The organism is Pseudomonas sp. WC2 (assembly GCF_050586545.1).
GTDB lineage: Bacteria > Pseudomonadota > Gammaproteobacteria > Pseudomonadales > Pseudomonadaceae > Aquipseudomonas.
In genome coordinates, this window is the sequence record NZ_JBOBDR010000006.1 from 1 (window position 1) to 13,720 (window position 13,720).

At 58.7% G+C, this 13,720-nt stretch carries 14 protein-coding genes; 6 read left to right on the top strand and 8 right to left on the bottom strand.

The annotated features are described in order from the left end of the window. The first annotated feature begins 218 nt into the window (after positions 1-218). From ACQ4OE_RS08750 to ACQ4OE_RS08775, 6 genes are read left to right on the top strand one after another with little or no spacing between them, the layout of a single operon-like run. Positions 219-1,313: an ABC transporter ATP-binding protein gene (locus tag ACQ4OE_RS08750; protein ID WP_007912480.1), complete on the top strand. Its 1,095-nt coding sequence runs from the start codon at positions 219-221 to the stop codon at positions 1,311-1,313. Next, positions 1,313-2,422: an ABC transporter ATP-binding protein gene (locus ACQ4OE_RS08755; RefSeq protein WP_430946391.1), complete on the top strand. Its 1,110-nt coding sequence runs from the start codon at positions 1,313-1,315 to the stop codon at positions 2,420-2,422. Before ACQ4OE_RS08750 ends, ACQ4OE_RS08755 begins: the two co-directional genes overlap by 1 nt. Continuing rightward, positions 2,419-3,285, top strand: a complete 867-nt coding sequence (locus tag ACQ4OE_RS08760) for a carbohydrate ABC transporter permease (RefSeq protein ID WP_007912484.1) — start codon at positions 2,419-2,421, stop codon at positions 3,283-3,285. Before ACQ4OE_RS08755 ends, ACQ4OE_RS08760 begins: the two co-directional genes overlap by 4 nt. Positions 3,286-3,294: 9 nt before the next feature. After that, positions 3,295-4,095, top strand: a complete 801-nt coding sequence (locus ACQ4OE_RS08765) for a carbohydrate ABC transporter permease (RefSeq protein WP_122590314.1) — start codon at positions 3,295-3,297, stop codon at positions 4,093-4,095. 10 nt (positions 4,096-4,105) lie between these two features. Continuing rightward, positions 4,106-4,378 (top strand): DUF2160 domain-containing protein, encoded by a 273-nt coding sequence (locus ACQ4OE_RS08770; protein WP_430946392.1) that lies wholly within the window; start codon positions 4,106-4,108, stop codon positions 4,376-4,378. Between the two features lie 47 nt (positions 4,379-4,425). Further along, the gene (locus ACQ4OE_RS08775; RefSeq protein ID WP_122590312.1) at positions 4,426-6,168 is read left to right on the top strand and encodes an ABC transporter substrate-binding protein; all 1,743 of its coding nucleotides are present in this window, start codon (positions 4,426-4,428) and stop codon (positions 6,166-6,168) included. Positions 6,169-6,517: 349 nt separating this feature from the next. Here the strand turns inward: ACQ4OE_RS08775 and ACQ4OE_RS08780 are convergent, their stop codons facing one another. From ACQ4OE_RS08780 to nuoI, 8 genes are all read right to left on the bottom strand, one after another. Beyond that, on the bottom strand, positions 6,518-6,832 hold the full coding sequence (locus tag ACQ4OE_RS08780) for a transcriptional regulator (protein ID WP_122590310.1): 315 nt from the start codon (positions 6,830-6,832) through the stop codon (positions 6,518-6,520). After that, a complete protein-coding gene (locus ACQ4OE_RS08785; RefSeq protein WP_430946558.1) occupies positions 6,822-7,172 on the bottom strand; it encodes a toxin in 351 nt (116 codons plus the stop codon). The genes ACQ4OE_RS08780 and ACQ4OE_RS08785 overlap by 11 nt, the downstream gene beginning before the upstream one ends. 282 nt (positions 7,173-7,454) lie before the next feature. Further along, a complete protein-coding gene (gene nuoN / locus ACQ4OE_RS08790; protein WP_007920173.1) occupies positions 7,455-8,918 on the bottom strand; it encodes an NADH-quinone oxidoreductase subunit NuoN in 1,464 nt (487 codons plus the stop codon). Positions 8,919-8,925: 7 nt separating this feature from the next. Next, complete coding sequence (gene nuoM / locus ACQ4OE_RS08795) at positions 8,926-10,458, bottom strand: NADH-quinone oxidoreductase subunit M (protein WP_007920174.1); 1,533 nt, start codon at positions 10,456-10,458, stop codon at positions 8,926-8,928. A 39-nt stretch (positions 10,459-10,497) separates the two neighbouring features. Next, positions 10,498-12,351 carry an NADH-quinone oxidoreductase subunit L gene (gene nuoL / locus ACQ4OE_RS08800; RefSeq protein ID WP_038362640.1) on the bottom strand — a complete coding sequence of 618 codons (1,854 nt, stop codon included), beginning with the start codon at positions 12,349-12,351 and terminating at the stop codon, positions 10,498-10,500. Continuing rightward, positions 12,348-12,656, bottom strand: a complete 309-nt coding sequence (gene nuoK, locus ACQ4OE_RS08805) for an NADH-quinone oxidoreductase subunit NuoK (protein ID WP_003223790.1) — start codon at positions 12,654-12,656, stop codon at positions 12,348-12,350. Before nuoK ends, nuoL begins: the two co-directional genes overlap by 4 nt. 3 nt (positions 12,657-12,659) lie before the next feature. After that, a complete protein-coding gene (gene nuoJ / locus ACQ4OE_RS08810) occupies positions 12,660-13,160 on the bottom strand; it encodes an NADH-quinone oxidoreductase subunit J (protein WP_007920176.1) in 501 nt (166 codons plus the stop codon). Between the two features lie 9 nt (positions 13,161-13,169). After that, positions 13,170-13,718, bottom strand: a complete 549-nt coding sequence (nuoI, locus tag ACQ4OE_RS08815) for an NADH-quinone oxidoreductase subunit NuoI (RefSeq protein ID WP_016987418.1) — start codon at positions 13,716-13,718, stop codon at positions 13,170-13,172. Between the last annotated feature and the right edge of the window lie 2 nt (positions 13,719-13,720).

A 13,720-nucleotide genomic window follows, 5' to 3' on the forward strand; every position in this document is an offset into this window, starting at 1 on the left:
GATCTCTATCGCATTCAAGATCGGGCAAAAAGCGTTCATAGAGTGTTGTTCACTCTTGTTCATTGTCAATCGCCCAACTGTTCAAATGTGTTCAGCAATGAACGCCGTTTCACCACGCTTTCGCCGATTTTCGCGGCTAATCAACCACTTGCCATTTCTGGCATGAAACTCGCTCCTGTGCACAGGTCGCTTGACTCCAATAATAAAAAGGCCGAGCCATGTCACTCACCCTGGAGCACGTCAGCCGCACCGTCGAGGGCCAGACCTGGATCGACGATGCCTGCCTGAAATTCGAACCCGGTTCGTTCAACGTTTTGCTCGGCCGCACCCTGTCCGGCAAAACCAGCCTTATGCGTTTAATGGCCGGTCTGGACAAGCCTGACAGCGGCCGGATCCTGATGAACGGCGTCGACGTCACCCAACGCCCGGTGCGCCTGCGCAACGTGTCGATGGTCTATCAGCAGTTCATCAATTACCCGACCATGACCGTGTTCGAGAACATCGCTTCGCCGCTGCGTCAGGCCGGTGTGTCGAAAGAAATCATCCACAGCAAAGTGCAGGAAACCGCGAAGATGCTGCGGATCGAGAAGTTTCTGCAGCGCTATCCGCTGGAGCTGTCCGGCGGTCAACAGCAGCGCACGGCCATGGCCCGCGCCTTGGTCAAAGACGCCGAGCTGATTCTGTTCGATGAACCGCTGGTTAACCTCGATTACAAACTGCGCGAAGAACTGCGCCAGGAAATGCGCGAGCTGTTCAAGGCGCGTCACACCATCGCCATTTACGCCACCACCGAACCCAACGAAGCGCTGGCCCTCGGCGGCACCACGACCATCCTCCACGAAGGCCGGGTGATTCAGAGCGGCCCGTCGACTTCGGTGTATCACCAACCGCAAACCGTGTTGGCGGCAGAGTTGTTCTCCGAGCCGCCGATCAACTTGATGCCGGGTCGCATCGCCGGCAACGAAGTGAGTTTTGCCAACTTCGTACACTTCCCGTTGAACGTCGATCTGCGCCCGGTGGGCGAGGGCGAGTTCCGTTTTGGCGTGCGCCCCAGCCACATCTCGCTGGTGCCGAGCAACGATGACGACCTCGAACTGGCGGTTACCGTCGAAGTCGCCGAGATCAGCGGTTCGGAAACCTTCCTGCACGTGCGCAACGAGCATTTTCTGCTGGTGCTGCACCTGCCCGGTGTTCACGAATACGACGTCGATGCGCCGATCCGCATTTACATCCCGACCCACAAACTGTTCGTTTTCGATGCGCAGGGCCGTCTGGTGCAAGCACCGGGCCGGCGTGTCGCGAGGGTTGCCTGATGGCCGAAATCCGTTTGCAGCACCTCGCCCACAGCTACAGCAAAACCCCGAGCGGCGCGGAGGATTATGCGATCCGCGAGATGGATCACGTCTGGGAACAGGGCGGCGCCTATGCCTTGCTCGGCCCGTCCGGTTGCGGAAAATCAACCTTGCTAAACATCATTTCCGGCCTGCTCAGCCCTTCGCAGGGCCATGTGCTATTCGACGGCAAAGCGGTCAACGACCTGACGCCGGAGAAGCGCAACATTGCTCAGGTTTTCCAGTTTCCGGTGGTCTACGACACCATGACCGTGTTCGATAACCTCGCGTTTCCCCTGCGCAATCAGGGCATGGCCGAGGCAAAAGTACACAGCAAGGTGCAGGAAATTGCTGAAGTGCTCGACCTGCAAAACCTCCTGAGCAAGAAGGCACGCAACCTTACCGCCGACGAAAAACAGAAAGTCTCGATGGGCCGTGGTCTGGTGCGGGACGACGTGTCGGCGATCCTTTTCGATGAACCGCTGACGGTGATCGATCCGCACCTGAAGTGGAAACTGCGGCGCAAGCTCAAGCAGATCCACGAGCAGTTCAACATCACCATGGTCTACGTGACCCACGATCAACTCGAGGCCTCGACCTTCGCCGACAAGATTGCGGTGATGTACGGCGGCCAGATTGTGCAGTTCGGCACGCCACGGGAATTGTTCGAACGGCCGAGCCACACCTTTGTCGGCTATTTCATCGGCAGCCCGGGAATGAACCTGATCGAAGTGCAGCCGCAACCCGGCGGCGTTGGTTTCGCCTCGACGCACCTGCCGTTGTCTGACGCCATGCAGCGCCATATCGAACACGGCCAGTGGAAAAATCTGAAGGTCGGCATCCGTCCCGAGTTTATTCACGTGTGGGACGAGCCGTTTGATGACGCGATGCAGGCAAACGTCGTACACGTCGAAGACCTCGGCACCTACAAGATCATGACCCTCGACCTCGACGGCGCACCGTTGAAAGTGCGTTTGGCCGAAGACAAACCGGTGCCACAAGGCACGGCGTACATCAGTTTTCCGGCGCAGTGGCTGATGGTTTATGCCGATGAGTTTCTGCTTGAAGCCGATGAAGCGGTGCAGCCATGAACAAGGTGCAGAACAACAAGGCCTGGTGGCTGGTATTGCCGGTGTTCCTGCTGGTGGCGTTCAGTGCGGTGATCCCGATGATGACCGTGGTCAACTACTCGGTGCAGGACATCTTCGACCAGTCCAGCCGCTACTTCGTCGGTGCTGACTGGTACAAACAAGTGCTGCTCGATCCGCGTCTGCACGACTCGTTGCTGCGTCAGTTCATCTACTCGGCCTGCGTGTTGCTGATCGAAATTCCACTGGGCATCGCTGTTGCCCTGACCATGCCGACCAAGGGCCGCTGGTCGTCGGTGGTGCTGATCATTCTGGCGATTCCATTGCTGATCCCGTGGAACGTGGTCGGTACGATCTGGCAGATTTTCGGCCGTGCCGACATTGGTTTGCTCGGCTCGAGCCTCAACGCCATGGGCATCAGCTACAACTACGCGGCCAACACCATGGACGCCTGGGTGACGGTGCTGGTGATGGACGTCTGGCACTGGACTTCATTGGTGGCGCTGCTGTGTTTCTCCGGGCTGCGCGCGATTCCCGACGTGTATTACCAGGCCGCGCGCATCGACCGCGCCTCAGCCTGGGCGGTGTTCCGCCATATCCAATTGCCCAAACTGAAGAGCGTGCTGCTGATCGCGGTGATGCTGCGCTTCATGGACAGTTTCATGATCTACACCGAGCCATTCGTGCTCACCGGCGGCGGACCGGGTAACGCCACGACCTTCTTGAGTCAGACGTTGACCCAGATGGCCGTAGGGCAATTCGACCTCGGTCCGGCAGCGGCGTTTTCGCTGGTGTACTTCCTGATCATCCTGTTGGTGTCCTGGCTGTTCTACACCGCCATGACGCACTCCGACGCCAACCGCTGAGGCCCGGCCATGAGCAAGAGAAAGCTTATTCCGTTGCTGGTGTACATCCTGTTCCTGTTGGTGCCGATCTACTGGCTGCTGAACATGTCCTTCAAGAGCAACACCGAAATCCTCGGCGGCCTGACACTTTTCCCACAGGCATTCACGCTGGCGAACTACAAAGTGATCTTCACCGATCCGAGTTGGTACAACGGTTATCTCAACTCGCTGTATTACGTGAGTTTGAACACGGTGATCTCGCTGAGTGTGGCGCTGCCAGCGGCGTATGCGTTTTCGCGCTACCGTTTTCTCGGCGACAAGCACCTGTTCTTCTGGCTGCTGACCAACCGCATGGCGCCGCCGGCAGTGTTTCTGCTGCCGTTCTTCCAGCTGTATTCGTCGATTGGCCTGTTCGATACGCACATTGCCGTGGCGTTGGCGCATTGCCTGTTTAACGTGCCATTGGCGGTGTGGATTCTTGAAGGCTTTATGTCCGGGGTGCCGAAAGAAATCGACGAAACCGCCTACATCGACGGCTACAGTTTCCCCAAGTTCTTTGTGAAGATTTTCATCCCGCTGATCGGCTCCGGCATCGGTGTGACGGCGTTTTTCTGCTTCATGTTTTCCTGGGTCGAACTGCTGCTCGCGCGCACGTTGACCTCGGTAAACGCGAAGCCGATTGCAGCGGTGATGACGCGCACGGTGTCGGCGTCGGGTATCGATTGGGGCGTGCTGGCAGCGGCGGGGGTGTTGACCATTCTGCCGGGCATGCTGGTGATCTGGTTTGTTCGCAACCATGTGGCCAAGGGCTTTGCCCTCGGTCGGGTCTGAGGAGCTGATGATGGAATGGATGAGTTGGACCACCCCGACAGCCGCATTCTTCATCGTCATCGGCCTGATTCTGGTCGGCATGACCACGTGGGAATTGCGTTCGCCGAGCATCCTGCGGCGAGGGTTTCTACCGATTGCCACCAGCCGTGGTGATCGTTTGTTTATCGGTCTTCTCGGCAGCGCCTACCTGCATTTGCTGGTGATCGGCGCCACCGACTGGAGCATCTGGGTGGCGTCCGCGTTGTCCCTGGTGTGGCTGTTGGCTGTGATGCGTTGGGGCTAGTCGAGTCGTTCGGCAATGCGGCTCCACAACTTAAACAGGAGGTCTCTATGTTCGACAAAAACAATAAGCTGCGACATAGCATTTCATTGGCAGCCATGCTGGCACTCAGCGGTTTGAGCGCATCCGCCTGGGCCGATGCCTACGAGGACGCGGCGAAAAAATGGATCGGCAGTGAATTCAAACCGTCGACCCTGACGGCCGAGCAGCAACTCGAAGAATTGAAGTGGTTCATCAAAGCGGCCGAGCCGTTTCGCGGCATGGACATCAAGGTCGTTTCCGAGACCCTGACCACCCACGAATACGAGTCGAAGGTGCTGGCCAAAGCCTTCAGCGAAATCACCGGGATCAAACTCACCCACGACCTGCTGCAAGAAGGCGACGTGGTCGAGAAAATGCAGACGGTGATGCAGTCCGACAAGAATATCTATGACGGCTGGGTCAACGACTCGGACCTGATCGGTACGCACTTTCGCTACGGCAAAACCGAATCGATCACCGACCTGATGGCCAACGAAGGCAAGAACTTCACCTCGCCGACCCTCGATATCAAGGACTTCATCGGCATCTCGTTCACCACTGCGCCGGACGGCAAGATCTATCAGCTGCCTGACCAGCAATTCGCCAACCTGTACTGGTTCCGCGCCGACTGGTTCGAACGTGCGGACCTGAAAGCCAAGTTCAAGGAAAAGTACGGTTACGAATTGGGCGTGCCGGTGAACTGGTCGGCCTATGAAGACATCGCCAAATTCTTCAGCGAAGACGTCAAGGAAATCGACGGTAAACGCGTTTACGGGCACATGGACTACGGCAAGAAAGACCCGTCGCTGGGCTGGCGTTTCACCGATGCCTGGTTCTCCATGGCCGGCGGCGGCGACAAGGGCATCCCGAACGGATTGCCGGTGGACGAGTGGGGGATTCGCGTCGAGGACTGCCACCCGGTTGGCTCCAGCGTCACCCGAGGCGGCGACACCAACGGCCCGGCGGCGGTGTTCGCCACGCAGAAATATGTCGATTGGCTCAAGGCCTACGCGCCACCGGAAGCAGCGGGCATGACTTTCTCCGAGTCGGGGCCGGTGCCGTCCCAGGGCAACATTGCTCAGCAGATTTTCTGGTACACCGCGTTCACCGCCGACATGACCAAACCGGGCCTGCCGGTGGTCAATGCCGACGGCACGCCGAAGTGGCGCATGGCGCCATCGCCACGCGGGCCGTATTGGGAAGAGGGCATGAAGCTCGGTTATCAGGACGTGGGTTCGTGGACGTTCATGAAATCCACGCCTGAGAAACAGAAACTGGCGGCGTGGCTGTACGCGCAGTTCGTCACTTCGAAAACCGTGTCGCTGAAGAAAACCATCGTCGGCCTGACGCCGATTCGCGAGTCGGACATCAACTCGCAGGCGATGACCGATCTGGCGCCGAAACTGGGTGGCCTGGTCGAGTTCTACCGCAGCCCGGCCCGCGTGCAATGGACCCCGACCGGGACCAACGTGCCGGACTATCCGCGTCTGGCGCAATTGTGGTGGAGCCACATCGCCGAAGCGGCCAGCGGCGAGAAGACCCCGCAACAAGCGCTGGATGGCCTCGCCAAGGATCAGGACGCGATCATGACGCGCCTCGAACGCTCCAAGGCCCAAGCCGTTTGCGCACCGAAGATGAATCCGGAGCGCGACGCGCAATACTGGTTTGATCAACCGGGCGCACCGAAACCGAAACTGGCCAACGAGAAGCCAAAAGGCGAGACCGTGAGCTACAACGAACTGCTGAAATCCTGGGCGGATGCGCGTAAGTGAAAGGGGAAGTGTGAAAGGCGAACGGCACCGCAAGGTGCCGTTTTTTTTGCTGCCTGATCTACCGCCATCGCTTGCAGGCAAGCTCCCACAGGTTTCAGTGGTGTGCCCATATTCTGTGAACACCGCAGATAACTGTGGAGCTGGCTTGCCAGCGACTGCGGTCTGCCATTTAACATTGCCATCAACTGACCCACCGCCATCGCCAGCAGGGCTGGCTCCCACATGATCTAGCGATGATCCCGGCTTTCGAGTACCCCCTAAACCCTTGTGGAAGCTTGCCTGCAGGCGATTGCGGTCTGGCAGTCGACATCGGTATCGACTGACCCGCACCATCGCTGACCACGCCGGCTCAGTTCAAGGCTGCGAGTTGTTCTATGGTTTGTGGGAAGCGTTGTACTAGCCGAATCAGGGTCGTCGCTTGCGCGTTGGGTGTGGCACGTCCTTGCTCCCAATTCTCTAGGGTCCGGGTATTGGTGCGTAGATACATGGCGAATACCGATCTTGAGAGGTTGAGTTGCTGGCGGATCGCGACTACCTCCTCGGCGGTGATAGGCACCAGCTTTGGTAGCTGGACTTTGTGAGTGCGGAGTGTGACCTTCCCTTGGCGCTCGTCCGCCAACGCCTCAAGGCCATCCATCAGTTCGGAAAAAATGTCACGTTTCATCGTGGGTTCTCGCGTTGAGTTCTCTATCCAGCGTTTGTCGGAAAAGTTTTTTCTGGGCAGGCGTCAAATCGTCCTGCTCGTTTTTGCTGTAGACGGTAAAGAGCCAGAACTGATCGAAGCCTGACCACCAGTAATAGATCACTCGTAATCCGCTGCGCTTGCCTTTTCCTCTTCGTTGGTCGCTAAAGCGAATTTTACGAAGGCCTCCGGTGTCCTCGATGAGATCGCCCGCTACTGGGTTTTTCAGCAACTCCAGTTGAAAACTACGAAAAAGATCGTCATCCAGATAGTCATCTCGGTGCTTCTGAAAGGCAGGCAATTCGATAAATAGAGCTTCCATATTCTGTACGTTACCTGCGTATAGTGTTGTCCCGATAATCGAATCAGTCAAGGCCTCCTGGCCCTGCTTTTCGTTCCTTTTTCAACGGTAGACGCCGGTCGTAAAAACACCTGTAGGACGCATCGACGAGTGCGGTGGGAACCTTCGACTGATCATGAGGAGACTTCGCAGCTGGCGTGACGGAAAAATCCCGCGGCCAGTGCAAACACTCGAGATATTGAATCCCGCAAAAACAAAAACGGCACCCGAAGGTGCCGTTTTCATTTCTAGCCAGCCGAGCAATCAGCCCGCCAGACCCGCCTGCTGAACCAGTGTCAGCAATGGCTGCGGGTACACACCCAGGAAGAACGCGACCAGGGCGATGGCCAGCAGCATCACGCCGCCTGCCTTCTGTTCCCAGTGCAGCTGGGCGTCGTGGCGACGCAGGTTTGGTTCGATCAGGTAGAGGGTGACCATCACGCGCAGGTAGTAGAAGACGCCGATGGCGCTGCCCAGAACCAGCGAACCCACCAGCCACCATTGGTGCGATTCAACACCGGTAGCGATGATGTAGAACTTGCCGATGAAGCCAGCGGTCAGCGGGATACCCGCCAGCGACAGCATCATCACGGTCAGGACGGCGGTCAGGTACGGACGGCGCCAGAACAGGCCGCGGTATTCGTACAGTGCGTCCGCGTCACGGCCGTTGTACGGCGAGGACATCAGGGTGATCACGCCGAAGGCGCCGAGGCTGGTGATCACATAGGTGACCAGGTACACGCCAATGGCTTCCACCGCCAGACCCTTGCTCGCTACCAGTGCGATCAGCAGGTAGCCGAAGTGCGCAATGGACGAGTAACCGAGCAGACGCTTGAGGTTGCTCTGGGTCAGGGCCAGCAGGTTACCGAACAGGATTGAGGCGATGGCGATGACGGTCAGCACGTCGCTCAGCACGCCACTGCTCGCGGCAGGGGAGATCTGGAACAGACGCACCATCACCGCAAACACCGCAACCTTCGAAGCGGTCGCAAGGAACGCGGCCACTGGCGCCGGAGCACCTTCGTAAACGTCCGGCGTCCACAGGTGAAAAGGAACCAGCGACAGTTTGAACGCCAGACCGATCAGCATCATGCCCAAGCCCAGTTGTGCCAGCGAGCTAGGCAGGCCAGTCGCGGCCAGAGCCTGACCGATACCGACGAAGCTCAGCGAACCCGAGTCTGCGTACAGCAGCGCCATACCGAACAACAGGAACGCGGAACCGGCCGCCGACAGCACCATGTACTTGATGCCGGCTTCCAGCGAACGCTTGTTGAAGAAGGCGTAAGCCACCAGACCGTAGACCGGTACCGAGAGCAGTTCCAGACCGATGAACAAACCGGCCAGGTGCTGCGCGCTGACCAGAACCAGACCACCGGCGGCAGCCATCAGGATCAGCAGGTAGAGTTCTTCACGGTTGCCCGGGTAACCCGAACCGCCATCACCCAGATAAGCGTGGGCGAGGGTGACACAGGCGAGGGTGGCGACCAGGATCAGCGCCATGTACAGGCAAGCGAAGGTGTCGATCTGCAGCAAAGGGGTCACGGCCAGAGGCGCGACTTTCAATGCCGGCAGGATCGACAGCAGGGCCAGGTTCAGACCGGCGACCGAGATCAGGAAGGTCTGCGAGTGGTTGCGGCGCCAGGCGATTGCCAGCATCACCACGATAATGGTGAGGCTGGTGATCAACAGTGGCGCAAGCGCAATAAAGTGTTGAATCGTGAATTCCATAGCGCTCTTACCGGGCCGAAGCGAGTTGAGTGAAGGCGGTGCCGAGCCACTGCTGAACGCCATGCATCGTGGCGGCAGAAGTGTCGAGGAACGGTTGCGGGTAGACGCCGATGTAGATCAGCAACACCGCAAGGCCCAGCACCATGATCAGTTCGCGAGCGTCCATACCGTGCAGGATCGAATCCGATTTCGCCGGACCGAAGTAGGCACGATGGATCATGATCAGCGAGTAGACCGAACCGAACACCAGACCGGAGGTGGCAATCGCGGTGATCCACGGCCAGCTCGCGAAGGAGCCGATCAGGATCAGGAACTCACCGACAAAGTTACCGGTACCCGGCAGACCCAACGAGGCGGCTGCAAAGAACAGGCTGATTGCCGGCAGGTAAGCGATACGCGACCACACACCGCCCATCTCACGCATGTCACGAGTGTGCAGACGCTCGTACAACTGACCGCTGAGGATAAACAGTGCGGCTGCCGACACACCGTGCGCCAGCATCTGGATCACTGCACCTTGCAGGGCCAGTTGGCTGCCGGAGTAGATGCCGATCAACACGAAACCCATGTGGGAAACGGACGAGAAGGCAATCAGACGCTTGATGTCGGTTTGTGCGAACGCCAAGAACGCACCGTAGAAGATCCCGATCAGACCGAGGGTCATGGCAATCGGCGCAAACTCGGCCGAAGCATTCGGGAACAGCGGCAGGGCAAAACGCAGCAGGCCGTAGGCAGCGGTTTTCAGCAAGATACCGGCGAGGTCGACGGAACCTGCAGTCGGCGCCTGGGCGTGGGCATCAGGCAACCACGAGTGGAACGGTACGACTGGCAGCTTGACCGCGAAGGCGATGAAGAAACCGAGCATCAGGATGTACTCGGTGGTCATCGACATCTTGGTTTTCAACAGGTCGGCGTAGTTGAAGGTAATCACGCCAGTGTTGTTGAAGTTGACCAGTACCAGACCGAGGATCGCCACCAGCATGATCAGGCCGGAAGCCTGAGTGAAGATGAAGAACTTGGTCGCCGCGTAGATCCGGGTTTTCTTGCCGTCCGAAGAACTGTGACCCCAGAGCGCGATGAGGAAGTACATCGGCACCAGCATCATTTCCCAGAAGAAGAAGAACATGAACAGGTCGAGGGCGAGGAACACGCCGACAACGCCGCCCAGGATCCACATCAGGTTCAGGTGGAAGAAGCCAACGTGACGTTGAATCTCTTTCCACGAGCAGAGTACCGAGAGGATACCCAGCAGACCGGTCAGCAGGATCATCAACAGCGACAGGCCGTCGAGGGCCAGGTGCACGTTGATGCCGAAGCGCTGGATCCAGACATGCTTGAACTCAAGCGCCCAGGTCGGATCGGCGCCAGGCGCCGGTGCAAATGAATAGTCACCGTGGGCCCACAGCCAGAGGCCGAGGGCGAGTTCCAGGGTCATGGTCAACAGCGCAATCCAGCGCGGGAGGGTAGCGCCGAAGCGCTCACCCATCCAGCACAGCAGGCCGCCGATGAAGGGGATCAGGATTAGCCAAGGCAGAATCATGACGGGCTCGTTTCCTTTCGCAAATTCGCAAGGTTCATATCAGACCGCTACCAGCACGATGGCGCCAATGACCAGCACGGCACCAGCAGCCATCGAAGCAGCGTACCAACGCAGTTGACCGGTCTCGGTGCGGCTCAGGGCGGTGTGACCACCCTTGGCCATACGCGGGATCAGACCGATGGTCTGGTCGAGCGGGTCTTTGCGCAGTACGTGGCTGATCGCAAGGTAAGGCTTGACGAACAGTTTGTCGTAGATCCAGTCGAAGCCCCAGGCAGCGAACCACCAGGCCGAAAGGAAACGGCCGATGCCGCTGTTGGCGATCGCCGTGACGAAGCGACGCTTGCCGAGGAACAGCAGCGCTGCCAGCAGGATACCGGCCAGGGCGATGGCGCCCGAAGCGATTTCCAGACTGTGCTTGGCTTCGCCACCGGCATGACCAACGCTTTCTGGCAGTACGCCGTGCAGTGGCGGAACGATCATCGCGCCGATGGCGGTGGACAATACGATCAGCACCGACAGTGGTAGCCAGTGAGCGATGCCGTGACCGGCGTGGGCTTCGGTCTTGGCTTCACCGTGGAACGTGATGAAGATCAGGCGGAAGGTGTACAGCGAGGTCATGAATGCGCCGACCAGACCTGCGTAAAGCAGACCGTGGTTGCCGCTGGCAAATGCCTCCCAAAGGATTTCGTCCTTGGAGTAGAAGCCTGCGGTGACCAGAGGCAGAGCAGCCAGAGCGGCACCACCGACGATGAAGCTGGCGTAGGCCAGTGGCAGTTTTTTCCACAGACCGCCCATCTTGAAGATGTTCTGCTCGTGGTGGCAGGCAACGATCACCGCACCGGAAGCAAGGAACAGCAGGGCCTTGAAGAAGGCGTGGGTCATCAGGTGGAAAATCGCGCCATCCCATGCGCCAACGCCCAGCGCCAGGAACATGTAGCCGATCTGGCTCATGGTCGAGTAGGCGAGGATACGTTTAATGTCGGTTTGAACCAGCGCGGCGAAACCTGCCAGTACCAGGGTCACACCACCAACGATGCCCACCAGATGGAGGATTTCCGGCGCAAGGGTGAACAGACCGTGGGTACGGGCGATCAGGTAGACACCGGCGGTCACCATGGTTGCGGCGTGAATCAGTGCCGAAACCGGGGTCGGGCCGGCCATCGCGTCCGCGAGCCAGGTTTGCAGCGGCAGTTGTGCCGATTTACCGACCGCACCGCCCAGCAGCATCAAGGTTGCCAAGGTGATCCAGAAATCGCCGACCTGGAATTTCTGCGGTGCCAGCACCAGCAGTTCCTGGATGTTCAGCGTGCCCACTTGCTGGAACAGGATGAACAGGCCGATGGCCATGAACACGTCGCCGATCCGGGTGACGATGAAGGCCTTGAGTGCGGCGTTACCGTTGTTGCGGTTGCTGTAGTAGAAACCGATCAACAGGTACGAGCACAGGCCCACGCCTTCCCAGCCGAAGTACAGGAACAACAGGTTATCGCCGAGCACCAGGAACAGCATGCTGGCGATAAACAGGTTGGTGTACGAGAAGAAGCGCGAGTAACCCGCTTCGCCGCGCATGTACCAGGACGCGAACAGGTGGATCAGGAAACCGACGCCAACCACCACGCCGAGCATGGTGATCGACAGGCCGTCGACGTAGAGGGCGAAATCAGGCTTGAAGCCTTCGACCGCCATCCACTTCCACAGCACGAGGGTGTAGTGACCGCCTTCGGGTGGTGCGACGTTGAATTGCCAGATGACGTAGGCGGCGACAATTGCCGACAAGCCAATGGAACCCACGCCGATCAGCGCCGAGAGGTTTTCCGACCAGCGTCCACGGGAGAACGACAGCAGCAGGAAACCGATCAGAGGAAATACGAAAGTCAGAAAGATCAGGTTCATCCGCGCATCTCACTGGCAGCGTCAATATCGAGCGTGTGGAAGCGGCGATACAGTTGCAGCAGGATCGCCAGACCAATACTGGCCTCGGCGGCTGCAAGGCTGATCACCAGGATGAACATGATCTGTCCATCCGGCTGGCCCCAACGGGCACCCGCAACAATGAACGCCAGTGCAGAGGCGTTCATCATCACTTCCAGGCTCATCAACACGAACAAAATGTTGCGGCGGACCATCAGGCCGACCAGACCAAGGCAGAACAGGATGCCGGCGACGGCCAATCCATGTTCGAGAGGGATAGCAGGCATGTCTTACTCCTTCGCCTCGTTACGGCCCAAATGGAACGCCGTGACGGCTGCGGCGAGCAGCAGCATCGAGGCGAGTTCGACCACCAGCAGGTACGGGCCGAACAGGCTGATGCCCACGGCTTTCGCGTCTACGGTGGTGTGGCCGATGGCTTGACCGCTCTGGTGAGCGAACAGCACATACAGCAGTTCGGCCAGCAGCAGCGCGGCGAGAATCACCGGCCCTGCCCAGATGCCGGGCTTGAGCCAGACGCGTTCTTGCTGAACCGAGGCCGGGCCGAGGTTGAGCATCATCACCACGAACACGAACAGCACCATGATGGCGCCGGCGTAGGCGATCACTTCCAGCACGCCGGCGAACGGTGCGCCGAGTGCGAAGAAGGTCATGGCCACAGCGATCAACGAGATGATCAGGTAGAGCAGGGCGTGCACAGGGTTGGTGTTGGTGACTACGCGAAGCGTGGACACAACAGCGATACCCGATGCGAAATAGAAAGCGAATTCCATCGTTCTTCCTTAAGGCAGCAAGCTCTTCACGTTGATCGGTTCGGCTTCGTTCTGTGCGGCGCCTTTCGGCTTGCCAGCGATTGCCATACCTGCAACACGATAGAAGTTGTAATCAGGGTTTTTGCCGGGGCCGGAGATCAACAGATCTTCTTTCTCGTACACCAGGTCCTGACGTTTGAACTCGGCCATCTCGAAATCCGGGGTCAACTGGATTGCGGTGGTCGGACAGGCTTCCTCGCAGAGACCGCAGAAAATGCAGCGCGAGAAGTTGATACGGAAGAAGTCCGGATACCAGCGACCGTCTTCGGTTTCAGCTTTTTGCAGCGAGATGCAACCCACCGGGCAAGCCACGGCGCACAGGTTGCAGGCTACGCAACGCTCTTCGCCATCGGGGTCGCGGGTCAGGACGATGCGACCACGGTAGCGTGGTGGCAGGTAGACCGCTTCTTCCGGGTATTGCAGGGTGTCGCGCTTGCGAAAGCCATGGCCGAAGACCATGACCAGGCTGCGCAACTGGGTACCGGTACCCTTAACGATGTCGCCAATATATTTGAACATGG

What these genes read in the sequence shown, in the direction of transcription:
- ACQ4OE_RS08750 (WP_007912480.1), top strand. Translation starts at nt 219, where the DNA reads ATGTCACTCACCCTGGAGCACGTCAGCCGCACCGTCGAGGGCCAGACC.
- ACQ4OE_RS08755 (WP_430946391.1), top strand. Translation starts at nt 1,313, where the DNA reads ATGGCCGAAATCCGTTTGCAGCACCTCGCCCACAGCTACAGCAAAACC.
- ACQ4OE_RS08760 (WP_007912484.1), top strand. Translation starts at nt 2,419, where the DNA reads ATGAACAAGGTGCAGAACAACAAGGCCTGGTGGCTGGTATTGCCGGTG.
- ACQ4OE_RS08765 (WP_122590314.1), top strand. Translation starts at nt 3,295, where the DNA reads ATGAGCAAGAGAAAGCTTATTCCGTTGCTGGTGTACATCCTGTTCCTG.
- ACQ4OE_RS08770 (WP_430946392.1), top strand. Translation starts at nt 4,106, where the DNA reads ATGGAATGGATGAGTTGGACCACCCCGACAGCCGCATTCTTCATCGTC.
- ACQ4OE_RS08775 (WP_122590312.1), top strand. Translation starts at nt 4,426, where the DNA reads ATGTTCGACAAAAACAATAAGCTGCGACATAGCATTTCATTGGCAGCC.
- ACQ4OE_RS08780 (WP_122590310.1), bottom strand. Translation starts at nt 6,832, where the DNA reads ATGAAACGTGACATTTTTTCCGAACTGATGGATGGCCTTGAGGCGTTG.
- ACQ4OE_RS08785 (WP_430946558.1), bottom strand. Translation starts at nt 7,172, where the DNA reads ATGGAAGCTCTATTTATCGAATTGCCTGCCTTTCAGAAGCACCGAGAT.
- nuoN (WP_007920173.1), bottom strand. Translation starts at nt 8,918, where the DNA reads ATGGAATTCACGATTCAACACTTTATTGCGCTTGCGCCACTGTTGATC.
- nuoM (WP_007920174.1), bottom strand. Translation starts at nt 10,458, where the DNA reads ATGATTCTGCCTTGGCTAATCCTGATCCCCTTCATCGGCGGCCTGCTG.
- nuoL (WP_038362640.1), bottom strand. Translation starts at nt 12,351, where the DNA reads ATGAACCTGATCTTTCTGACTTTCGTATTTCCTCTGATCGGTTTCCTG.
- nuoK (WP_003223790.1), bottom strand. Translation starts at nt 12,656, where the DNA reads ATGCCTGCTATCCCTCTCGAACATGGATTGGCCGTCGCCGGCATCCTG.
- nuoJ (WP_007920176.1), bottom strand. Translation starts at nt 13,160, where the DNA reads ATGGAATTCGCTTTCTATTTCGCATCGGGTATCGCTGTTGTGTCCACG.
- nuoI (WP_016987418.1), bottom strand. Translation starts at nt 13,718, where the DNA reads ATGTTCAAATATATTGGCGACATCGTTAAGGGTACCGGTACCCAGTTG.